The organism is Amycolatopsis sp. NPDC059235 (assembly GCF_042754125.1).
Lineage (GTDB): Bacteria > Actinomycetota > Actinomycetes > Mycobacteriales > Pseudonocardiaceae > Amycolatopsis > Amycolatopsis albidoflava.
The window spans coordinates 12893-34412 of the sequence record NZ_JBHZAG010000060.1; the positions used below are offsets into that span (position 1 = coordinate 12893).

Genomic DNA, 21520 nt, shown 5'->3' on the forward strand with positions numbered 1-21520 from the left:
GCTCACGACGATGGTCGTTGCGCTCATCGCGTTCCGCCGATCACCGTCGACCGGTGGGTGCCCGCGCGGCACAGCAGCCCCCACACCTCGGGCATCGGCGTCTTCGGCCCGGCCACCACGACGCCCCAGCCGGCTCCGCGCAGCAGCTCCGCCGATTCCTTCGTCGCCGCGGCGAGGTGGTCCGGCGAGGCCGAACCCGCCCAGGTCGGGGTGTCCAGGAGAACGGCGAGGCTGCGGACGCCGCGCGCCCGGTATCGCGTCAGCTCGTGCACCGATTCCGCGCTCACCGTGCCCAGGATCGCGATCAGTTCCTGTCCTTCGGCCGGATCGTGGCCGAGCGTCACGTCTCGCTGGTGCGCCGGCTGGAGCGCGGCCAGCGCGTCGAGCACCAGGTTGTCGTAGCCTTCGCCGCCGTCGCCGGGAGAGTCCGCGAGCGAGACGCCGTGTTCGGTCACCAGCCGGACCCGGTGGCCGGTCCGCCGCAGGTGCAGCGACACCGAAGCGGCGAACGACACCGCCCACTCCAAGCTGGCCGTCGGACCGCTTCCGTGGTGCGCGGCCGCGCGGTGGTCCAGCAGCACTGTCGTGCCGCCGCGCCAAGGACGTTCCTCGATGCGGACCATGATCTCGTCGCGGCGCGCGGTCGAACGCCAGTGGACTTTCCGCATGTCGTCGCCAGTGCGGTAATGCCGCACGATCACGTCCGGCTCGCCCTGCCCGGAATGCAGCCGGACGCTTCCGTCGTCGCCCGCACCGGCCCCGGCGCCGCCGGGCAGACCCCACAACGGCACCACGCGCGGCACGACGACCAGCCGCGAATGGCCGATCAGCTCCCGCTCGAACTCGCAGAGCCCGAACGGGTCGGTGATCGTCGCGCGCAGCGGGCCGACCTGCTGGATCCCGCGCATGGCCGGCCGCAGCGGATACCGCAGCAGCACGCGCCGGTCGTGCGGCAGCCGCTCGACCACGAACCGCGGCCGGGAGCCCAGCGCGTACGGCACGCCGTCCTCCAGCAGCACCTCGCCGCCGGGCAGCCGTCCGCTGCGCCACAACTCGAGGTCGACCTCGCCGGTCGAGCCCGCCGCGACCCGGTCCGGGCGCAGGGCGCGCGCGGCGCCGAGGCGCAGCCGGGTGGCCGAGATGTAGGCGGCGACCAGCAGCGGCAGGGCGACGACGAACACCGCGACCCGCAGCAGGTCGCGTTCGTTGAGCACCAGCGAGCACACCGCGGCCGCGATCCCGGCGGCGAGGAGGCAACGGCCTCGGGTGGTGAGGCCGGACAGCGCGCGCAGCATGCGGATTCCCTGTTTCGGGTAGCGGGACGCGCCTCAGCGGGCCGAGCCCTGGGGGACGGGGACGCGGTGCAGCACCGCGCGGACCACGTCGGTCGCCGAACGGCGGGCGGCGTGCGCCTCGGTGGTGAGCACCAGCCGGTGCGCCAGCACGGGCACGGCGACCGTGTGCAGGTCGTCGGGCACCACGTAGTCGCGCCCGGACAGCGCGGCCTGCGCCCGCGCGGCCCGGACCAGGTGCAGCGTCGCGCGCGGCGACGCGCCGAGCCGGATCTCCGGCACCTGCCGGGTCGCCGACACGACGTCCACGGCGTACCGGCGGACCTCCGGCGCGATGTGCACGCCGCGGACGGTCTCGATCAGCCGCAGCATCGTCTCGCCGTCGGACACCGGGGTCAGGTCGGCGAGCGGATTGTGCCCGGAATGCTCGTCGACCATGGCCAGTTCGGCCTGCTGGTCGGGGTAGCCGATGGACACCCGCGCGGTGAACCGGTCGCGCTGGGCCTCGGGCAGCGCGTAGGTGCCCTCCATCTCGATCGGGTTTTGCGTCGCGATCACCATGAACGGCGCGCCGAGCGTGTACGTGCTCGTGTCGACCGTGACCTGGTGCTCCTCCATGCACTCCAGCAGCGCGGACTGCGTCTTCGGCGAGGCCCGGTTGATCTCGTCGCCCACCACGATGTTCGCGAACACCGGGCCGGGCCGGAACTCGAACTCGCCGGTCTGCCGGTTGTAGATGGAGACGCCGGTGACGTCGCTGGGCAGCAGGTCGGGGGTGAACTGCACGCGGCTGACGGTGCAGTCGATCGAGCGCGCGAGCGCCTTCGCGAGCGAGGTCTTGCCGACGCCCGGCACGTCCTCGACGAGCAGGTGGCCCTCGGCCAGGAGGGTCACCAGCGCGATCCGGATGACGTCCGGCTTGCCGACGAGGACGCGCTCCACGTTCGCGGCGATCCGGCGGGCGGTGTCGTGCAGTTCGCCGAGCCCGGCCGCCGGGACCTGCGCCAGCCCGTCCGCGGACTCGACCGCCGGGTACGGCGGCTGCCCGGACCCGTTGCCGTGACCTCCGGCGGGGGAAGCGGACTGGATTCTCGACGTCACTCGACCTCCTGGTGGCGCAATAGCTGGACGCGAACCGGCGGGGATGCGCGCCTTGTCCAGCGTTCTCCCCAGTGTGTCAAACCCGGGAGAACTGGGCGGCGGAACCCCGAGATCGTTTCATGGTGACGCCCAGCCACCCCGGCACTCCTTCTTACGGGTGATTATGAGGCATTTTCAGGTGATCCCGCTGACCGTATGCACTGTCGTATGCTCCGAAACGAAGTCGCCCGACCACGGTTCGACGTCGGAAGAGGTGCATCCGCGCATGAGCGAGGCCGAGGCGGAACGGAAAGCCGGGCTCCCGGGACTGTCCGGCGGCCGGTTCGCGGTCACGCCCGAATTGGCGACCGCGACCTATTCGAAGCTGGGCGAACTGCAGGACGTCGTCGGCGAGATGGTCCGCGAGGCCGCGGTGCTCGGCCGGTCGGTGCCGCTCGGCGGCGGGTACGCCGGCGAGGTCGGCGCGTTCATGGCGAAGTACGGCCTCGGCCGCGACGGGTCCGCGGTCGACCAGCTCACGGCGTTCGGGAAAGAGATCGCCGGGCTGAAGAAACGCATCGGCGGCGCGCTGGAGAAATACCGCGACCAGGACAGCGAAGCCGCCGAAGGCGTGGACTGCACCGGTGGCTGACCGTTTCGCGGCGCGCGCCGCGCTCCTTTCCGTTGCCGGGCTCGCAGTGCTGGTCTCGCTGGTGTCGTGCGGCCGGATGCCCGGCATCTCGCACGCCGCGCCCGCGGACGGAGGCCCGCCGGCTCCCGCGCCGCCGTCGTCTTCGGCCCCGTCGCTGGCGAAGCTCGACCCGTGCACGCTGCTCTCGCCGCAGGACCGGTCGTCGGCCGGGCTCACCGGGCAGGGCAAGCCGAAGACGATCGGCGAGGCCCGCGCGTGCGACTGGACCGTGCCCTCGACCTTCGGCCTCACCGTCACCCTCGACGAAACCAACGGACTGGCGGACCTCGACCTCTCCGACGGCAAGCGCACCAAGAAGGACGTCGGCTCGCACCAGGCGGTGCAGGTGTCCGGCCGCCGCGGCACCTGCGCGGTGCTGCTCGACGTCGGCGGCGCGCAGAGCGTGCAGGTCGACGTGAACAACGCGAACTTCGCCGACTCCGCGCTCGCCTGCTCGCGGGCGGGCGACGTGGCCGGACTGCTCGAGCCGAAGCTGCCGTGAACCCCGTGCGAGGAGGAAAGTCGTGACCGACACCCCGGCCGAGCCCACCGAGTCCCCGGCCGCTCCCGAGCCGACGGCCCGGTACGAAGCGTTCAGCCACGCGGCGCTGGCCGCGCAGGCGGTCGACGGCAACGACCCGGCCGCTGCGGGCGAATCGGGCACCCGGTGGGCCGGGCTGTCGCAACGGCTCGAGGACTCGATCGGCGGGCTGGTCGCGCTGTCGGCCGGCAGCGAGGAGAGCTGGCAGGGCGACGCCGGCGACGCGATGCGGTCGGTGCTCGGCAAAGCCTCCGGCTGGCTGGCCGAGACTTCCGTGGTGTCGGCGAAGGTCGGAGAGGCCGTGCACGGACAGGCCGAGGTCGCCGCGCGGGCCCGGGCGGACATGCCCGCGCCGGTGGAGTTCGACCCGGCGGCGATGATCCGTTCCGCCGCCGCGAGCGGGAGCATGGTGCGGCTGGCCGGGCTGTCGTCCGCCATGGACGAGCGGCGCGCCGAAGCCGAGGCCGCCCGGCAGAAGGCGATCGACGTCCTGCGCACCCGGGACACGGCGTTGCGCGGGCTCGTGCCCGAAGGCGGTTTCCCGGCGGTCCCGCCGCTCGGCGCGGGGCCGGCTTGATCAGCCTGTCGGCGTCCGCGTTCGACATCGTCTGGGCCGACCTCGGCCTCGACGCGCCGCCCGCGCCGCTGGCGGTGCGCAGCGTGGGGGAGACCGACGCCGACCGCTCCGCGATCCGCGCGGAGGTCTACCGGAACCTCGGCGAACGCGGCCTCTTCGACGGCCGTCTCGACGCCTCCCTGGAGAACAGCCTTCGGCTGCTGGCGTCCGCGGAGCGCTATGTGGAGTGCGAGGCGCTCGCGGACATGACTGCCGACGAACCGTTCCGCGCGGTCGCCGCGATCCGGGGACGGAACGCGGTGCTGGCCGTGCAGCCCGCGCGGACGATCGGCGTGCGCGGCATCGGGGAAAGCGAACTGGCCTCGGCGATCGTCGACGTGCTGCCCGAGCTTTCGGCCGGTCCCGGCTACGGCGTCCGGCTGCCCGCGGCCGGGGAGCCGCCCGGCGGCGCGCAGGGGGAGGAGCTGCGGGCGATCCAGGCCCGGCCGGTGTACGCGGCGGGGCAGTTCACCGTCCACGTCCGCGACCGAGCGGGGAAACTGTCCAGGACCGGCGGGCTGACGTGGTTCGACACGGACGCCGGGGCTTACTCGACGGTGTCCTCGCCGGGCCGTGGTGGGCAGGAGTGGGTGACGGTGTCCCCGGTGGACAGCCCGCGGCTGGCCGAGCGGGTCATGGAGCTGGTGCCGCGCTGAACCGGCCGGTCCGAAGTGGACGGGTCGCTCGTGAGTGTTTATGCCGGGTAGAACCAGCATCGCCTCTCACGACCCCGCGCCACAGCGGTCCTCCCTCGCCCCGCCGCGGCTGTTCCGGCACTGTCGCGCGGGGTTCCGTCCGGCTGGCCGCAACCAGTTCCTACGCCGCCCCACCGGGCTCGGCTCACGTGCTTCCGAGGCGTGACCAGGCCGAGCCGCGCTGCCCCCACTCAGCCCACCGCGCGTCCCAAGAGCGGCACGGCGTCCCCACAACGCCCCCCACCGGGCCCCACTGAGGTTCCCCCACCCCGCTCCACCCGCGTCCCCACCAGCCCCCACCGGTTCCCCCACCGACCCCCACCACGGGTCCCCACGCTGCCGAAACTCGGACGTTTCACGCGTCCCGAGGTTGCGGAAGACCCCGGTGCGGGGGATCTTCGCCACGGTCCCCCCACCCGGCCCCCACCTGGACCCACCTCCGTGACCTGCGCAAACGCGCCACTCGACGGAGTGGCACGCGCGCAAGACTCGTTGACTGTGGTGAAAAGTGGGGTACGGTGGTGGCCAGTGGGGCGGAAGGGAGCCCCCGAGCCGGAACCGGGCGGGGAGCCAACCGGATCCGGTAGGGAGGTGGAGGCCGGTGTTCCTCGGCACCCACACCCCGAAGCTGGACGACAAAGGGCGGCTCACGCTGCCCGCGAAGTTCCGCGAAGCCTTGGCAGGCGGGCTGATGGTCACCAAGGGGCAGGACCACTGTCTCTTCGTCTTCCCCCGTGCCGAGTTCGAGCAGATGGCCAGGAAGGTCGCCGAAGCCCCGTTCACGAACGAGGCGGTGCGGGCCTACCAGCGCTACCTGTTCGCCGGGACGGACGAGCAACGTCCGGACGGGCAAGGGCGCGTCGCCATCGCGCCGGAGCTGCGCCGGTACGCGGGACTGAACAAGGAGTGCGTGGTGATCGGCGCGATCACCCGGCTCGAAATCTGGGACGCCCAGGCGTGGCAGGGCTACCTGGACGAACACGAGGACAGCTACGCACAGGCTCGGGAGGAAGTTCTGCCGGGCGTCTTCTAGGAGACGCCTCAGGCGAACCTGCGTCGTCGGGGGACGCGGGTACGCCGTTCGACGCGGATGCCGTGAGGCCTCTGTCCGCTCTTTGACCCTGGCGCACCTTCCCCGGTGCCAGGTCAGCAAGCGGGCGGGCAGGGACCTGACGGCATCCGCCGCATCTTCCCCGGAAACACTGGCAGCAGAAAGGGGGAAGACATGACGGACGCGGCTGAGCACGTTCCGGTGCTGCTGGACCGCATCGTCGAGCTGTTCGCCCCCGCGCTGGCCGATCGAGACGCCGTCCTCGTCGACGCGACCGTGGGCCTCGGCGGCCATTCCGACGCGCTGCTCGCGGCCTTTCCCCGGCTCCGGCTGATCGGCCTTGACCGCGATCCCGCCGCGCTCGAGCGCTCCGCGGAGCGGCTCGCGCGGCACGGCGACCGCGTCGATCTCGTGCACACGGTCTACGACGGACTTCCCGAGGCGGTGTCCGGACTGGGACTGTCCCAAGTGGACGGAATCCTGTTCGACCTCGGCGTCTCGTCGATGCAGCTCGACCGCGCCGAACGCGGTTTCGCCTATTCGCAGGACGCGCCGCTGGACATGCGGATGGACCCGACCACCGGGTTCACCGCCGCCGACGTGCTCAACACCTACGCGCCCGGCGAGCTGATCCGGATCCTGCGCGACTACGGCGAGGAACGCTTCGCGCAGCGGATCGTCCGCGCCGTGGTGGCGGAACGGGAGAAGGAACCCTTCACCCGCAGCGGAAGGCTGGTCGAACTGCTCTACTCCGCGGTGCCCGCGGCGAGCAGGCGCACCGGCGGGCATCCGGCGAAGCGCACCTTCCAGGCGCTGCGGATCGAGGTCAACGGCGAGCTGGAAGTGCTGCGCCGGGCGATGCCCGCGGCGCTGGGCGCGCTGGCGATGGACGGCCGGATCGTCGTCGAGTCCTATCAGTCCCTCGAGGACCGGCTGGTGAAGCAGGCGCTCGCGGAACTGGCGAAATCCCGGACGCCGGAAGGGCTTCCGGTCGAGCTTCCCGGGCACGGGCCGGAATTGAAGCTCCTCACGCGGGGAGCGGAGAAGGCCGGCGAGAGCGAGATCGAGCACAACCCGCGGGCCGCCTCGGTGCGGCTGCGCGCAGCACAACGGATCGGAGAGCCGCGATGACCGCACCTACGAAGTCCCGCCGCTCGTCGTCGACCGCTGCGGAGCGGGCACCGCGGAACACCGTCACCGAGACGGAAGCCCCGGGGCGGCGGCGCACGACAGCCGCCGAGCGCGCGTACGCCCGGCGGGCGCAGCGGGCCGACCTGTTGCGCCAGCGCGCGCCGAAAAGGCCTGCCGCCGAACCGGAAACCGTCGTGGCGAAGACTGTGGGCACGCGGCTCAAGCTGCGCTGGCCGCGGTCGCGCGCGTCGTTCGTGCTCGTGATGATGGGGCTGCTGGCGGTCGGGGTCGCCGCGACGCTGTGGTTCACCACGCAGGCGATCGCCGATTCGTACCGGCTCGAAAAGCTGCGCACGGACAGCGCTTCTCTCATGGAGACCAAGGACCGGCTGGAGCGCGAGGTCGCGAAGGCCCAGTCCCCGGCGTCTCTCGCGCCCGCGGCCAAGCAGTTGGGCATGGTGCCCGGCGGCGACCCGGCGCGCATCGTGGTCGGCAAGGACGGCAAGACGACCATTGTCGGCGAACCGAAGAAGGCCCAGCCGGACGAGCAGGACTCGGCCGCGCCGCCGTCGACTCCCGCTGCTCCGCCGGCGGCGGAGGGCGGCATCGAAGGAGACCTGCCGGGCACTGCCGCAGGTACCGCGGGAGGACAGTGATGGCAGCGGGAGGCGGCCGTTCCAGGGCGGCGGGCAGCGCGCGGAGGACCTACGCCGCGGGCACCCGCCGTGCTGTCGCGAAGCGGGGCAACGGCGGACAGCGCAGCCGATTTTCCGCGGTGCGCATCATGCTGGTCGTGCTGATGGTGGTGGCGGGCGCGAAACTGGTGCAGGTGCAGTGGTTCGAGGCCCCCACGCTGTCCGCGGCGGCCGAGCGGCAGCGCACGCTCACGATCGACATCCCCGCGCAGCGCGGGTCCATTGTGGACCGCAACGGGGCGAAGCTGGCGTTCAGCGTGGAAACCCGCACGCTGTCGGTGAACCTGCGGGCGCTGCACAAGACGATGGACGAGTACGCGAAAAAGTACCCGGACAAGGGCCGCAACTTCGAAACCGAGGTTGCCGGCGCGGCGAAGCTGATCGCGCAGAAGGTCCCGCACCTCACCACTGAGGCAGAACAGCTGGCACTGCTGCACAAACAGCAGTCCTTCACCTACCTCGTCGACAATGTCGAGCCGTCGGTGGCCGACCAGATCGTCAAGAAGTATGCGTGGATCAGCGTCGAGAAGCGGGCCAAGCGCGAGTACCCGGGCGACACGCTCGCGTCGAACATCGTCGGTCTGTCGAATTGGCGGATGGACGACCCCGACGTGTCGAAGCACAACTTGCACGGCGTGATCGGACTGGAGAAATCGCGCGACGCGGACCTGGCGGGCACGCCCGGCCGCGAGATCGTGAACACCCAGAACGGCAACGACAACCTGTACCTGCCCGGCACCGAGCACGTGCTCAACGCCGCTGTCCCGGGTTCCGACCTCGAGCTGACCATAGACTCCGACCTGCAGTTCGAGCTGCAGCGCCAGCTGAGCGACTATGTCGCGAAGGCGGGGGCCAAGGGCGGCCAGGCGGTGATCATGGACGCGAAGACGTCCGAGGTGTACGCGCTGGCCGACGCGAGCACGTTCAACCCGAACGACCCCTCCACGATCAAGGACGACCTGCTCAACAACCGCCCGATCACCACGCCGTACGAGCCGGGTTCGGTGAACAAGGTGGTCACCGCGACCGCGGCGATCGACGACAAGATCGCCACGCCCACCTCGACGCTCGAGGTGCCGGGTTCGATCAAGGTCGCCGACCGGACGGTGCACGACGCGTGGGTGCACGGAACGCAGACGTTCACCACCACCGGCGTGTTCGCGAAGTCCTCCAACGTCGGCACGCTGGAACTCGCGCAGCAGGTCGGCCCGGACCGGTACCTCGAACTGCTGAAGAAGTTCGGCATCGGGCAGAAGACCGGCATCGGCCTGCCTGGCGAAAGCTCCGGATACGTGCCGCCGCGCAAGGACTGGTCGGCGTCCACGTTCGGCAACTTGCCGATCGGGCAGGGACTTTCGATGACCGTGGTGCAGATGGCCGGGATGTACCAGGCGATCGCGAACGACGGCCTGCGCGTCGAACCGCGGATCGTGAAGGCGAAGAAGAACCCGGACGGCACCGTGACGCCGGAAGCGCCGCCGAAGACCGAGCGGGTGGTGAGCCCGGAAACCGCGAAAACGGTGCGGGACATGCTGCGGTCGGTGGTGCAGAACGCGAAGAGCCCGAACGCGGGCACCGCGCCGTCGGCCGGGCTGGAGGGGTATCAGATCTCCGGCAAGACCGGAACCGGCCAGCAGATCGACCCGCGCACCAAGGCGTACAGCTCGAGCCTGGCGAACATCACCTTCGCCGGCATCCTGCCCGCCGACCACCCGCGGTTCGTCGTGGGCATCCGGCTGGACGCGCCGGACAGCACGCCCGCCGGGCATTCCGCCGGGCCGCTGTTCCACACGATCGCGTCGTACCTGTCGCAGCGGTACCAGATCCCGCTGTCGGACGGGCCGTCGCCGGTGGTTCCGCTCGTCGTCGGCTGACCCCCGGGCCGAGCCTTCCCGCCCGAGACGGTGAACGTCCGTGAAGGGCCCCTTGAGGGAATCTGATTCCCTCAAGGGGCCCTTCACGGACTTCCGCGGGAATGGCGAGAGCCGCGAGGCGGGTGCTGGCAAGACCCCCAATGTGGCATTGGGTGCGCTCAACGCACCGAACGCCACATTGGGTGCGTGGGACGCACCCAATGCCACATTGGGGCGGGGCTGGGCGATCGTCCACACGGGCCGGTGTGGCGCTGGGGAAAGGGTTGCGCCGCAACGATCTTGACCGCTTCGCCTAGCACACTCGCGACGGGCCCGCGCGTTCGCCGTACCGCGTTGGGTCACCCGGATCCGGCCTCGGTAACCTCTCCGGCGTGTCCGTGTCCTCGTCCCAGCCCCGAAGCGGGCCCGCTGCCGCCTCGCTGCCGGACAGCCCGGCCAAGGCAGCCGCCGCGCCGCCCCGGCCGGCCCGGATCGACCCGGTCCCGCTGGCCACTCTGCTCGCCCGCGCGGGAGCCCGGCTCATCGCCGACCGTCCCGAGGCCGCCGACCTCACCGTCACCGGCGCCACGCTGCGTGCGCAGCACGTGCTGCCCGGAGACCTGTTCGCCGGCCTTCCCGGAGCCCGCGCGCACGGCGCCGACTTCAGCGAGCAGGCGCTCGCCGCCGGAGCCGCGGCCGTCCTGACTGACCCGAGCGGGGCCGAGCGGCCCGCGCTGCGCGACGCGCCGGTGCCGGTCCTCGTGCACCCGGACCCGCGCGCCGCGCTCGGCGAGATCGCCGCGTGGATCTACGGCGAGCCGTCGCTGCACCTGTCGGTCCTCGGCGTCACCGGCACTTCCGGCAAGACCACCACCTCCTACCTGGTCGACGCGGGCCTGCGCGCCGCCGGGCGCACCACCGGCCTGATCGGCACGGTCGAGACCCGCATCGCCGGCGAGCGCCTGGCCAGCGGGTTCACCACGCCGGAGGCCCCGGACCTGCAGGCGCTGCTCGCGGTGATGCTGGAGCGCGGCGTCACGCACGTGCCGATGGAGGTGTCCAGCCACGCGCTGGCGCTCGGCCGGGTCAACGGCACCCGGTTCGCGGTCGGCGCGTTCACCAACCTGTCGCAGGACCACCTCGACTTCCACAAGGACATGGAGGAGTACTTCGCCGCCAAGTCCCTGCTGTTCGACGGCCGCTCGACCACCGAGGTCGTTGTGGTCGACAGCGCGTGGGGGCAGGCGCTGCTCACTCCGCAGACAGTGACCGTGTCGATCGAGGCCGGGGCCGACGCGCTCTGGCGGGCCGCCGACATCGAGGCGACCCCGGCCGGCGAGCAGACCTTCACGCTGCTCGGGCCGGACGGGCTCAGCCGCGCGGCGAAGATCCCGCTGCCGGGCACGTTCAACGTCGCCAACGCGGTGCTCGCCGCGGCGATCCTGGACAGCGCGGGCATCGACCCGGACGACATCGTCGCCGGGCTCGCCGCGGTGGAGGTGCCCGGCCGGATGGAGCGGGTCTACCTCGGCCAGGACTTCACCGCGGTGGTCGACTACGCGCACAAACCGGCCGCGGTGGCACAGGGCCTCGACGCGCTGCGCGCCCGCACCGACGGCCGGATCATCACCGTGCTCGGCTGCGGCGGCGACCGCGACACCGCGAAGCGCCCGATGATGGGCGAGGCCGCGGTGCGCCGCAGCGATCTCCTGATCGTCACCGACGACAACCCGCGATCGGAGGACCCGGCCGCGATCCGCGCCGCGATGATGGCCGGGGCCCGCGCGGTCGGGCCGGCGGCGGGCGGCGAAGTCGTGGAGATCGGCGACCGGCGCGAGGCGATCGCGTCCGCGGTGTCGCTCGCCCGGGCGGGAGACATCGTCCTGATCGCAGGCAAGGGCCATGAGACCGGCCAGGAGGCCCAGGGTGTGGTGCACCCGTTCTCCGACCGGGACGAGCTGGAGGCCGCCATCCGCAAGCGTCTCGAGGTGACCGCGTGATCGAGCTGAGCCTGGCCGAGATCGCCGACGTCGTCGGCGGCAGGCTGCACCGCACCGACGGATCCGCTGTCGTGACCGGCAGCGTCGAATTCGACACCCGCCAGCTCGGTCCGGGCGGGCTGTTCATCGCCCTGCCCGGCGAACGCGTCGACGGACACGATTTCGCCGCGAAAGCGGTCGAGTCCGGCGCGGTCGGCGTGCTGGCCGCGCGGGAAGTCGACGCTCCGGCGATCGTCGTGCCGCCGCTGCCGCCGGGACAGGGCAACGCCGGGTCGGTCGCGCTGACCGGCGACACCGACGGCTCCGGCGCGGCTGTGCTGGCCGCGCTGGCCAAGCTCGCCCGGCACGTCGTCGACCGGCTGGCGGCGGGCGGGCTGACCGTCATCGGCGTCACCGGTTCGTCCGGCAAGACCTCGACCAAGGACGTCATCGCGCAGCTGATCGAGCCGATGGGCCCGACGGTCGCGCCGCCCGGGTCGTTCAACAGCGAGCTGGGCCACCCGTGGACCGCGCTACGGGCCGACGCCTCGACCAAGTTCCTCGTGCTGGAGATGTCCGCGCGCGGCGTCGGGCACATCGCCGAGGCGGCGGTGACCACGCCGCCGCGGATCGGCGCGGTGCTGAACGTCGGCAGCGCGCACGTCGGCGAGTTCGGCTCCCGCGAGGGCATCGCGAAGGCCAAGGGCGAGCTGGTCGAGGCGCTGCCAGAAGACGGTCTCGCGGTGCTGAACTTCGACGATCCGCTGGTCGCCGCCATGGCGAGCCGCACGAAGGCCCGCGTCGTGGGCGTGGGGGAGTCGGCCGGGGCGCAGATCCGGGCCGCCGACATCACGGTCGACGACGAGGCCCGCGCGTCCTTCCGGCTGATCACGCCCGAGGGCGAGGCACCGGTGACGCTGCCGCTGCACGGCGAGCACCACGTCGGCAACGCGCTCTCGGCCGCCGCCATCGCGCGCGAGCTGGGCGCGAGCACCGAGGAGATCGCGCAGCGGCTGTCGTCGCTGCAGCGGCGCTCGGAGCGCCGGATGGACGTCACGACCCGCGCGGACGGCGTCACGATCCTCAACGACTCGTACAACGCCAACCCGGAATCGGTCCGGGCCGGGCTGAAGGCGCTGGCCTCGATGAGCCGCTCCGGCCGTCGCGCCTGGGCGGTGCTCGGCGTGATGGGCGAGCTGGGCGAGGACTCGGTGACCGCGCACGATTCGATCGGGCGGCTCGTGGTCCGGCTGAACATCGAGAAGCTCGTCGTGGTCGGCCAGGACGCGGCCGCCATGCACCAGGGCGCGTTCCAGGAGGGCTCCTGGGGCGAGGAGTCGGTGCTGGTACCCGATGTCGAGGCCGCCGTCGCCGTACTGCATGATCAGCTCCGTCCCGGGGACGTGGTGCTGGTCAAGGCGTCCAAGGCCGCCGGTCTCTGGCGGGTGGCCGAAGCGCTGCTGGCCGATCCCGGGAATTCCCCCTCCACGTTGAACTCTGAACGCTCGAACGGTGGTCACGCGTGATCAACATCATGATCGCGGCCGCGGCGGGTCTGCTGGTCTCGATCCTGCTCACGCCCTACCTCATCCGGGTTTTCTCGCGGCAGGGCTTCGGCCAGGAGATCCGCGAGGAAGGCCCGCAGGGGCACAAGTCGAAGCGCGGCACGCCGACCATGGGCGGCGTCGCGATCATCATCGCGATGGTCGTCGGCTACTTCGTCGCGCACCTGATCACCTGGATCAGCAACTCGCGCTCGGCGGCCCCCTCCGCGTCCGGCCTGCTCGTGCTGATGCTCGCGGTCGGGCTCGGCGTGGTCGGCTTCCTCGACGACTTCATCAAGATCCGCAAGCAGCGCAACCTCGGGCTGAACAAGACCGCGAAGCTGGTCGGCCAGCTCGTGGTGACGATCCTGTTCGCGGTGCTGTCGCTGCAGTTCGCCGACTCGCACGGGCTCACCCCGGCGTCGCAGAGCCTGTCCTACGTCCGCGACCTCGCGCTCATCACGTTCCCGTCGGTCGTGTTCGTGATCTTCTGCTACATCGTCATCTCCGGCTGGTCGAACGCGGTGAACTTCACCGACGGCCTCGACGGCCTGGCCGGCGGCGCGGCGGCGATGGTGCTCGCGACGTACGTGGTCATCTCGTTCTGGCAGGCCCGGCTCTCGTGCTCGACCCAGCCGCTGCCCGCCTGCTACGACGTGCGCGACCCGCTGGACCTCGCGGTCGTCGCGGCGGCGGCCACCGGAGCCTGCATCGGGTTCCTGTGGTGGAACGCCGCCCCGGCGAAGATCTTCATGGGCGACACCGGGTCGCTCGCGCTCGGCGGCCTCGTCGCCGGGCTGTCCATGACCACCCGCACCGAACTGCTCGCCATCGTCATCGGCGGCCTCTTCATGGTCGAGATGATCTCGGTGGTCACGCAGATCGCGGTCTTCCGCACGACGCGGCGGCGGCTGTTCCGGATGGCGCCGTTCCACCACCACTTCGAGCTGGCCGGGTGGGCCGAAACCACGGTGATCATCCGGTTCTGGCTGCTCTCGGCGATCTGCTGCATGTTCGGGCTCGGGCTGTTCTACAGCGAGCAGCTCAACTTCGGAGGCTGAGCCTTGCAGCTTGACGGCAAACACGTTCTGGTCGCGGGCGCGGGGGTCACCGGGAAATCGGTCGTTCCCGTGCTGCGCGAGCTGGGCGCGCGGGTCACGGTCACCGACGGCAACGCCGAGCGGCTCGCCGAGCTGAACGACCTGGACGCCGAGCTGGTGCCCGGCCTGACCGAACCGCCCGCGGACACCGTGCTCGTGGTGACCAGCCCCGGCTGGCGACCGACGTCTCCGCTGCTGGTCGCGGCGGCCGAGGCGGGCATCGAGGTGATCGGCGACGTCGAGCTGGCCTGGCGGATCGGGCAGCTGCGCGAGCATCCGCCCGCGTGGCTGGTGATCACCGGGACCAACGGCAAGACGACCACGGTCGGGATGCTGGAATCGATCCTGCGCGCGGCCGGCGCGGACGCGGTGGCCTGCGGCAATGTCGGCTACCCGGTGCTGGACGCGGTGCGCGGCGGGCACCAGGTGCTGGCCGTCGAGCTGTCGAGCTTCCAGCTGCACTGGTCGTCCACGATCGCGCCGGACGCCTCGGTGGTGCTGAACCTCGCCGAAGACCATCTCGACTGGCACGGCTCGATGGAGGAGTACGCGGCGGCGAAAGGCCGGGCGCACCACCGTTCCCGAGCTGTCGTGCACAACGTCGACGACCCGTGGTCCACGCGGATCGCGGAGGAGCACGCGCCCGACGACGCGCGACGGATCGGGTTCGTGCTCGACACCCCGCGCGCCGGAGAGCTGGGCCTGGTCGAAGACCTGCTGGTGGACCGTGCTTTCGGGGCCGACCCGGAGACGAGCGCCGAGGAACTGGCCGAGATCGCCGACGTCCGCCCGGCCGGACCGCACAACCTCGCGAACGCGCTCGCCGCGGCCGCGCTGGCCCGTGCGCACGGAGTGCCGCTCGCGGCGGTGCGGAACGGACTGCGCGCGTACGAGCCCGCCCCGCATCGCGCGGTGGAGGTCGCCGAGGTCGGCGGCGTCCGGTACATCAACGACTCGAAGGCCACCAACCCGCACGCCGCGCTCGGCTCGCTGCTGGCGCACGAAAGCGTGGTCTGGATCGCCGGCGGGCAGCTCAAAGGCGCGTCGGTGGACGAACTCGTCGCCGCGGTCGGCGGTCGGCTGCGCGCGGCTGTCCTGCTGGGCGCCGATTCCCCCGTGATCGAAGCCGCTCTCTCGCGACACGCGCCGGATGTCCCGTGCAACCGCCTCCTTCCGGGTGACGATGAGCCCATGACTGCGGCGGTGAATGCGGCCAGCGCCCTGGCTCGTCCTGGTGACGTGGTGCTCCTCGCGCCCGCCGCCGCCTCGCTGGACATGTTCCGCGGCTACGGAGCGCGCGGCGACGCGTTCGAAGCCGCGGTGCGTGCGCTGGCCGACGGCGCGGCGGGGGCGGCGGGGGCGGCGGATGACAGTCGTTGACGGAGACAAGCCCCGGCCGCGGCGCGTCCGCAAGGAAAGCCCGTTCGTCGCGCTCCGCACCGGGCTGACCGCCTGGCTTTCCCGGCCGCTGGCGTCGTTCCACCTGGTCCTCGCGCTCACCGGCATCCTCACCGTGATCGGCGCGGTGATGGTGCTGTCCGCTTCGTCGGTCGCCTCGTACAACCCGAAGACCGGCAGCGGCGTGTACGCGCTGTTCTTCCGGCATCTGATGTTCGTCGCGCTCGGCGGGATTGTGTTCTGGGTGGGCCTGCGGGTCCGGCTCGAACGGATCCGCCGGATGTCGGCGACGATGACGGTGATCTGCCTCGGCCTCCTGCTGCTGGTGCTGACGCCGCTCGGGTCGACCGTGAACGGCTCGCAGGGCTGGTTCAAGCTCGGCGTGTTCACCTTCCAGCCGGTCGAGGCGGCGAAGGTGGCGCTGGCGTTCTGGGGCGCGCACATCCTGGTGATCAAGTACAGCAAGCTGCACCAGTGGCGGCATCTGCTGGTCCCGGTGGTGCCGGTGGCGCTGCTGATGTTCGCGCTGGTGATGATGCAGCCCGACCTCGGCGGCACGATCACGCTCGCGGTGGTGCTGCTCGGCCTGCTGTGGTTCGCCGGCGCGCCGAAGCGGCTTTTCGGGGTGATCCTGGCCGGCGGCCTGAGCGGCGTGCTGGTGCTGGCGATCATCGCGCCCTACCGGCTCGCCAGGGTGATGTCGTTCCTGTCGCCGGACGCGGACACCTCGGCCGAGGGGTTCCAGGCGAACCAGGCCAAGCTGGCGCTCGCCGACGGCGGGCTGTTCGGCAAGGGGCTCGGGCAGGGCGCGTCGAACTGGGGCTACCTGCCGAACGTGCAGAACGACTTCATCTTCGCGCTGATCGGCGAGGAACTGGGCTTCGTGGGCTGCGCGGTGGTGCTGGCGCTGTTCGCCGGCGTCGCCGTGGTCGGCCTGCGCATCGCCACCCGCAACATCGACCCGTGGATCCGGATCGTCGCGGGCACGCTGACGGTGTTCCTCGTCGCGCAGGCGGCCATCAACATCGGCTACGTGGTCGGGCTGCTGCCGGTCACCGGCGTCACGCTGCCGCTGATCTCCTACGGCGGCACCTCGCTCGTGATCACCATGCTCATCATGGGCGTGCTGGCCAACGCCGCGCGGCACGAACCCGAGGCGGTGGCCGCACTGCGCTCGCACGGGCCGGGTAAATTCGGACGCCTGCTGCGGCTGCCCGCGCCCGATCCGTACCGCCCGCCGTCCACCCGCAAGGGAACGCGCGCCGCGGGGAACGGGACGAAGGCGGCCCGGCCGGCGCCGCGTGCGGCCCGGCCCGCCCCGGCACAGGAACGCCGCCGGTCGGCGCGGCGGACTACAGCGAACCGCGGTGCCCGGAGCACCGCGAACCGGAGAGGTCATTGGTGAGCAAGCCCGTCAAGGGAACCGAGCGTTCGGCGGCAGGCCGGGCGCCGGTCGTCGTGGTCGCAGGCGGGGGCACCGCCGGGCACATCGAGCCCGCGCTCGCGCTGGCGGACGCCGTGAAGCGGCTGCGCCCGGACGCCGAAGTGGTCGCTCTCGGCACGGAACGCGGCCTGGAGAACAAGCTCGTGCCCGCGCGCGGGTACCCGCTGGAGCTGATCCCGCCGGTCCCGATGCCGCGCAAGCCGACGCCGGAGCTGCTCCGGCTGCCGCTGAAGGTGCGCGATTCGGTCCGCCGCACCCGCGAGGTGCTGGACCGGGTCCACGCGGACGTCGTGGTCGGCTTCGGCGGCTACGTCGCGCTGCCGGCGTACCTCGCCGCGCGCGGCCGCACGCCGATCGTGGTGCACGAGGCGAACAAGTCGGCCGGGCTGGCCAACAAGGTCGGCGCCCGGTTCGCGTCCCGCGTCGCGGTCGCGGTGCCGGGCACGCCGCTGCCGAAGGCCGAGGTGGTCGGCATTCCGCTGCGCCGTTCGATCACGACGCTGGACCGGGCGGCGCTGCGCGCCGAGGCGCGCGAATTCTTCGAGCTGGACCCGGACGCGCCGACGCTGCTGGTGTTCGGCGGTTCGCAGGGCGCGGCGTCGATCAACTCCGCGATCTCCGGCGCGGCGAAGGACTTCGCCGAGGCGGGCGTCGGCGTGCTGCACGCGCACGGGCCGAAGAATTCCCTTGCGGTGCAAGAGTTTCCCGGCCGTCCGGCGTACGTGCCGGTGCCGTACCTGGAGCGGATGGACCTGGCCTACGCCGCGGCGGACGCGGTGGTGTGCCGGTCCGGCGCGATGACCGCGGCCGAGGTGTCCGCGGTCGGGCTGCCCGCGGTGTTCGTCCCGCTGCCGCACGGCAACGGCGAGCAGGCGGTCAACGCCCAGCCCGCGGTGGACGCCGGTGCGGCGCTCATGGTCGCCGACGCCGACCTCACCGCGGAAAAGGTCGCCGAGCTGGTGATCCCGCTGGTGACCGACGCCGACCGGGTCGCCGCGATGAGCGCCGCCGCGGTCGGGCTCGGCCACCGCGAGGCCGACGAGACCCTCGCCCGCATCGTTTTGGAGGCCGCCGGTGCCTGACACGCCCGAACTGCCCGCGCAGCTGCGCCGGGCGCACCTGATCGGGATCGGCGGGGCCGGGATGTCCGGCATCGCACGGATCCTGCTCGCCCGCGGCGCTGCCGTGTCCGGGTCGGACGCCAAGGAATCGCGCGCGCTGCTTTCGCTGCGCGCGCAGGGCGCGACCCTGTTCGTCGGCCAGACCGCGGAAAACCTCGGCGAGCTGGCCGAGCCGCCGTCGGCCGTCGTGGTGTCGACCGCGATCAAGGAGACCAACCCGGAGCTCGCCGCGGCCCGCGAACGCGGCATCCCGGTGCTGCACCGCGCGCAGGCGCTGGCCGGGCTGATGGCCGGGCACCGCGTCGCGTGCATCGCGGGAACGCACGGCAAGACGTCGACCACGTCGATGCTCACCGTGGCGCTGCAGAACTGCCGGATGGACCCGTCGTTCGCGATCGGCGGCGACCTCAACGAATCCGGGGCCAACGCGCACCACGGCGAGGGCGGCGTGTTCGTCGCGGAAGCCGACGAGAGCGACGGTTCCTTCCTCACTTATTCGCCGTCGGTGGCGGTGGTGACGAACGTCGAGCCCGATCACCTCGACCACCACGGCACCGCCGAGGCGTACGTGAAGGTGTTCAGCGACTTCGTCGGCCAGATCGAGCCGGGCGGCCTGCTGATCGTGTGCGCCGACGACGAGGGCGCGGCCCGCCTCGGTGACGAGGCCGCGGCGGCCGGAGTGCGGGTGCGCCGTTACGGCCGCGCCGCTTCCGGCGAGGGCGACGTGCGCGTGCTCGACTACACGCCCGCTCCGGACGGCGGCGTCGTGCGGATCGCGCTGGACGGCGAAGAACACGACCTGCGGGTCGCGGTGCCGGGGGAGCACATGGCGCTCAACGCGGTCGCCGCGCTGCTCGCCGGGCTCGAACTCGGCGCGCCGCTGGACGGCATGGCCGCCGGGCTCGCCGCGTTCGGCGGGGTGCGCCGCCGGTTCGAGTTCAAGGGCCGCGCGGGCGACGTGCGGGTGTACGACGACTACGCGCACCATCCGACCGAAGTGGCCGCGCAGCTGCGCGCGGTGCGCACGGCGGCGGGCAACGGACGCGTCGTCGTGGTGTTCCAGCCGCACCTGTTCTCGCGCACGCAGACCTTCGCGGCCGAGTTCGCCGAGGCGTTGTCGCTGGCCGACGAGGTCGTGGTGCTCGACGTGTTCGGCGCGCGCGAGGAGCCGGTGCCGGGCGTGACCGGCGCGCTGATCGCCGACCGCGTGACCGTTCCGGTGCACTACCAGCCCGCCTTCGACGTGGCCGCCGGCCTGGTCGCGGACCTCGTGCGGCCGGGCGATCTCGCGATCACCATGGGCGCGGGCGACGTGACGCAGCTGGGCCCGGAGATCCTGGCCGAGCTGGACCGGAGGGCCGGACGAGCATGACCGGGACCCGGCAGCAGCGCCGTCGCTCGCCCGCGCCTCGCGCGGGCGAGGAGCAGCGTGCTGCCTTGGCCCGGGAACGACGGGGGCGGCGGACCGAGGAGGAGCGCCAGCGCACCCGCGCCCGGACCGCCGCGCGTTCGGGCCGCTCGAGCCGCTCGGCGCGGTCGTCCGCGCGGAAGTCCCGGCCGACCCGCGGCAAGGAGATCCGCCGCCGCTGGGTGGCGCTGCTGTCCGTGGTCACCCTGCTGGCGCTGGGGTATCTGCTGTTCTTCAGCTCGCTGCTCTCGGTGAAGACGATCGAGGTGCAGGGCGCGAAATCGGTGTCGGCGGACCAGATCCGCGCGACCGCCGCGGTGCCGTCCGGGCAGCCGATGCTGCGGGCGGACGTCGACGGGATCCGCGACCGCGTGGCGCAGATGCCGGGGATCGCGACGGTCGATGTTTCCCGGTCGTGGCCGACGACGCTCGAGATCGCGGTGACCGAGCGGACCGCGATCGCGTTCTTCGACAGCGGTCCCGGCGGCGACGGGGTGCATCTCGTCGACGGCGGCGGGGTCGTGTTCAAGACGGTGAAGACCCGTCCGGCGGGGCTGCCGGAGTTGAAGCTGCCGAAGGTTTCGGTGGACGATCCGGTCACTCGTGCGGTTACGGCTGTGCTCGGGGTGCTGCCGGAGCAGTTGCTGAAGCAGACCACGACGGTGAGCGCGCAGACTCCGGCGAGCGTGGAGTTCACGCTGTCCACTGGCAAGACTGTGCGGTGGGGGAACGCGGAGAACACCGATCGCAAGGCGAAGGTGCTGGCGGCGTTGCTGACGCAGCAGGGGAAGATCTACGACGTTTCGGCGCCGGAGCTGCCGACTATCACCTCTTAGGCCGTTCTCCCGGCCGCTTGCCGGGGTTCGGTGGCCCTGATTTCTCGTATGGCGTACGCTTGCCGGGTTCGTACGCCATACGAGAAGGTGGGGGCATGACGGTTCTGGTTACGGGTGCTACTGGCAACGTCGGGCGGCTGGTGGTTGACGAGCTGGTGGCTCGCGGGGTGCCGGTGCGGGCGTTGACGGTGGATCCGGAGCGGGCGGCGTTGCCTGACGGGGTTGAGGTGGTGGTCGGGTCGCTGGCCAAGCCTTCGACGTTGCCTGCTGCGTTGGCCGGGGTTGAGGCGGTTTATTTGGCGCCTTATGCGCGGACTGTTTCCCGGTTTTGCGAGTTGGCTGCCGGGGCTGGGGTTCGGCGGGTGGTTGCGTTGTCTGGGGCTAGTGTGGGGGATACGCATCCGGCTTCTAGTGGGCATGGGTTTGCTGCGGTTGAGGCTGCTGTGACGGCTGCTGGGTTTGATTGGACGTTTTTGCGGCCTGGGGCGTTTATGATCAATTCATTGGGGTGGGCTGCTTCTATTCGGGAGCGTGGGGAGGTGCGGTCCGTTTATCCGTCGGCTACGCAGACTCCTATTGATTTGGGGGATATCGCTGCGGTGGCTGCTCATGTGCTGAGCAGTGAGGGGCATGTGGGGCGGACTTATGAGTTGAGCGGGCCCGAGGGGGTTTCTCTGGCGGAGATGACTGCGGCTATCGGGGTTGCGTTGGGGAAGCCGGTGCCGTTTGTGGAGTTGACTCCTGAGGAGCAGGTCGCGGAGTGGGTTGCGGCTGGGTATCCGGAGGAGATTGCTTCTTGGTTGCTGGAGATGTTCGAGTTCACTGCTGCTAATCCGCAGGTGCCTACTGGGGTGGTCGAGGAGTTGCTGGGGCGGCCTGGGGTTTCTTATGCTGAGTGGGCCAAGGGGAATGTCGCTGCGTTTTCTTGATTTCTCGAGGGGCGGCTCGTCGCCTGGCGGCGACATTGCGCACGGTGGGTGCGTGGGGCACCCCGAAGCTTGATTGTGACTACGGCGCGGGGGTGTTTGTCAAGGCGGGAAAGATG

19 protein-coding genes are annotated in these 21520 nt (G+C 71.6%); 17 read left to right on the plus strand and 2 right to left on the minus strand.

What is annotated here, in order from left to right; genetic code table 11:
• Positions 1–23: 23 nt before the first annotated feature.
• Positions 24–1295, minus strand: coding sequence for a DUF58 domain-containing protein (locus tag ACFXI3_RS31460; protein ID WP_344284803.1), 1272 nt, complete (start codon positions 1293–1295; stop codon positions 24–26).
• Between the two features lie 33 nt (positions 1296–1328).
• Positions 1329–2393, minus strand: coding sequence for a MoxR family ATPase (locus ACFXI3_RS31465; protein WP_009080396.1), 1065 nt, complete (start codon positions 2391–2393; stop codon positions 1329–1331).
• Between the two features lie 265 nt (positions 2394–2658).
• Between ACFXI3_RS31465 and ACFXI3_RS31470 the strand changes: the two genes are divergently transcribed.
• The 17 genes from ACFXI3_RS31470 (at position 2659) to ACFXI3_RS31550 (ending at position 21404) form a co-directional block, all read left to right on the plus strand.
• Positions 2659–3024 (plus strand): hypothetical protein, encoded by a 366-nt coding sequence (locus ACFXI3_RS31470; protein ID WP_344284806.1) that lies wholly within the window; start codon positions 2659–2661, stop codon positions 3022–3024.
• Positions 3017–3565: a DUF3558 family protein gene (locus ACFXI3_RS31475; RefSeq protein WP_378404428.1), complete on the plus strand. Its 549-nt coding sequence runs from the start codon at positions 3017–3019 to the stop codon at positions 3563–3565. Before ACFXI3_RS31470 ends, ACFXI3_RS31475 begins: the two co-directional genes overlap by 8 nt.
• A 22-nt stretch (positions 3566–3587) precedes the next feature.
• Entirely contained in the window at positions 3588–4181 is a 594-nt protein-coding gene (locus ACFXI3_RS31480; RefSeq protein ID WP_378404430.1) for a PE-PGRS family protein, read from the plus strand.
• A complete protein-coding gene (locus ACFXI3_RS31485) occupies positions 4178–4876 on the plus strand; it encodes an ESX secretion-associated protein EspG (protein ID WP_378404432.1) in 699 nt (232 codons plus the stop codon). Before ACFXI3_RS31480 ends, ACFXI3_RS31485 begins: the two co-directional genes overlap by 4 nt.
• A 640-nt stretch (positions 4877–5516) precedes the next feature.
• Positions 5517–5948: a division/cell wall cluster transcriptional repressor MraZ gene (gene mraZ / locus ACFXI3_RS31490; protein ID WP_009080393.1), complete on the plus strand. Its 432-nt coding sequence runs from the start codon at positions 5517–5519 to the stop codon at positions 5946–5948.
• A gap of 192 nt (positions 5949–6140) precedes the next feature.
• Positions 6141–7097: a 16S rRNA (cytosine(1402)-N(4))-methyltransferase RsmH gene (gene rsmH, locus ACFXI3_RS31495; RefSeq protein ID WP_344284828.1), complete on the plus strand. Its 957-nt coding sequence runs from the start codon at positions 6141–6143 to the stop codon at positions 7095–7097.
• Positions 7094–7753, plus strand: a complete 660-nt coding sequence (locus ACFXI3_RS31500) for a hypothetical protein (RefSeq protein WP_344284830.1) — start codon at positions 7094–7096, stop codon at positions 7751–7753. Before rsmH ends, ACFXI3_RS31500 begins: the two co-directional genes overlap by 4 nt.
• On the plus strand, positions 7753–9666 hold the full coding sequence (locus ACFXI3_RS31505; protein ID WP_378404434.1) for a peptidoglycan D,D-transpeptidase FtsI family protein: 1914 nt from the start codon (positions 7753–7755) through the stop codon (positions 9664–9666). The genes ACFXI3_RS31500 and ACFXI3_RS31505 overlap by 1 nt, the downstream gene beginning before the upstream one ends.
• 419 nt (positions 9667–10085) lie before the next feature.
• The gene (locus ACFXI3_RS31510; protein WP_378404482.1) at positions 10086–11645 is read left to right on the plus strand and encodes a UDP-N-acetylmuramoyl-L-alanyl-D-glutamate--2,6-diaminopimelate ligase; all 1560 of its coding nucleotides are present in this window, start codon (positions 10086–10088) and stop codon (positions 11643–11645) included.
• Entirely contained in the window at positions 11642–13150 is a 1509-nt protein-coding gene (murF, locus tag ACFXI3_RS31515) for a UDP-N-acetylmuramoyl-tripeptide--D-alanyl-D-alanine ligase (RefSeq protein WP_378404436.1), read from the plus strand. The genes ACFXI3_RS31510 and murF overlap by 4 nt, the downstream gene beginning before the upstream one ends.
• Positions 13147–14229, plus strand: a complete 1083-nt coding sequence (gene mraY / locus ACFXI3_RS31520) for a phospho-N-acetylmuramoyl-pentapeptide-transferase (RefSeq protein ID WP_378404438.1) — start codon at positions 13147–13149, stop codon at positions 14227–14229. The genes murF and mraY overlap by 4 nt, the downstream gene beginning before the upstream one ends.
• Before the next feature lie 3 nt (positions 14230–14232).
• Positions 14233–15648 (plus strand): UDP-N-acetylmuramoyl-L-alanine--D-glutamate ligase, encoded by a 1416-nt coding sequence (gene murD, locus ACFXI3_RS31525; protein ID WP_378404440.1) that lies wholly within the window; start codon positions 14233–14235, stop codon positions 15646–15648.
• On the plus strand, positions 15635–17071 hold the full coding sequence (ftsW, locus tag ACFXI3_RS31530) for a putative lipid II flippase FtsW (RefSeq protein WP_344284845.1): 1437 nt from the start codon (positions 15635–15637) through the stop codon (positions 17069–17071). Before murD ends, ftsW begins: the two co-directional genes overlap by 14 nt.
• The gene (gene murG / locus ACFXI3_RS31535) at positions 17068–18192 is read left to right on the plus strand and encodes an undecaprenyldiphospho-muramoylpentapeptide beta-N-acetylglucosaminyltransferase (RefSeq protein WP_344284848.1); all 1125 of its coding nucleotides are present in this window, start codon (positions 17068–17070) and stop codon (positions 18190–18192) included. Before ftsW ends, murG begins: the two co-directional genes overlap by 4 nt.
• Positions 18185–19603 carry a UDP-N-acetylmuramate--L-alanine ligase gene (murC, locus tag ACFXI3_RS31540; RefSeq protein ID WP_378404442.1) on the plus strand — a complete coding sequence of 473 codons (1419 nt, stop codon included), beginning with the start codon at positions 18185–18187 and terminating at the stop codon, positions 19601–19603. The genes murG and murC overlap by 8 nt, the downstream gene beginning before the upstream one ends.
• Complete coding sequence (locus ACFXI3_RS31545; protein WP_344284855.1) at positions 19600–20475, plus strand: FtsQ-type POTRA domain-containing protein; 876 nt, start codon at positions 19600–19602, stop codon at positions 20473–20475. The genes murC and ACFXI3_RS31545 overlap by 4 nt, the downstream gene beginning before the upstream one ends.
• Before the next feature lie 95 nt (positions 20476–20570).
• The gene (locus ACFXI3_RS31550; protein WP_378404444.1) at positions 20571–21404 is read left to right on the plus strand and encodes an NAD(P)H-binding protein; all 834 of its coding nucleotides are present in this window, start codon (positions 20571–20573) and stop codon (positions 21402–21404) included.
• Positions 21405–21520: the final 116 nt, after the last annotated feature.

Excerpts from the sequence above, each read along its gene's own strand:
- rsmH (WP_344284828.1), top strand. The coding sequence starts at position 6,141 with ATGACGGACGCGGCTGAGCACGTTCCGGTGCTGCTGGACCGCATCGTC.
- ACFXI3_RS31550 (WP_378404444.1), top strand. The coding sequence starts at position 20,571 with ATGACGGTTCTGGTTACGGGTGCTACTGGCAACGTCGGGCGGCTGGTG.
- ACFXI3_RS31545 (WP_344284855.1), top strand. The coding sequence starts at position 19,600 with ATGACCGGGACCCGGCAGCAGCGCCGTCGCTCGCCCGCGCCTCGCGCG.
- ACFXI3_RS31505 (WP_378404434.1), top strand. The coding sequence starts at position 7,753 with ATGGCAGCGGGAGGCGGCCGTTCCAGGGCGGCGGGCAGCGCGCGGAGG.
- ftsW (WP_344284845.1), top strand. The coding sequence starts at position 15,635 with ATGACAGTCGTTGACGGAGACAAGCCCCGGCCGCGGCGCGTCCGCAAG.
- ACFXI3_RS31500 (WP_344284830.1), top strand. The coding sequence starts at position 7,094 with ATGACCGCACCTACGAAGTCCCGCCGCTCGTCGTCGACCGCTGCGGAG.
- ACFXI3_RS31460 (WP_344284803.1), bottom strand. The coding sequence starts at position 1,295 with ATGCTGCGCGCGCTGTCCGGCCTCACCACCCGAGGCCGTTGCCTCCTC.
- ACFXI3_RS31470 (WP_344284806.1), top strand. The coding sequence starts at position 2,659 with ATGAGCGAGGCCGAGGCGGAACGGAAAGCCGGGCTCCCGGGACTGTCC.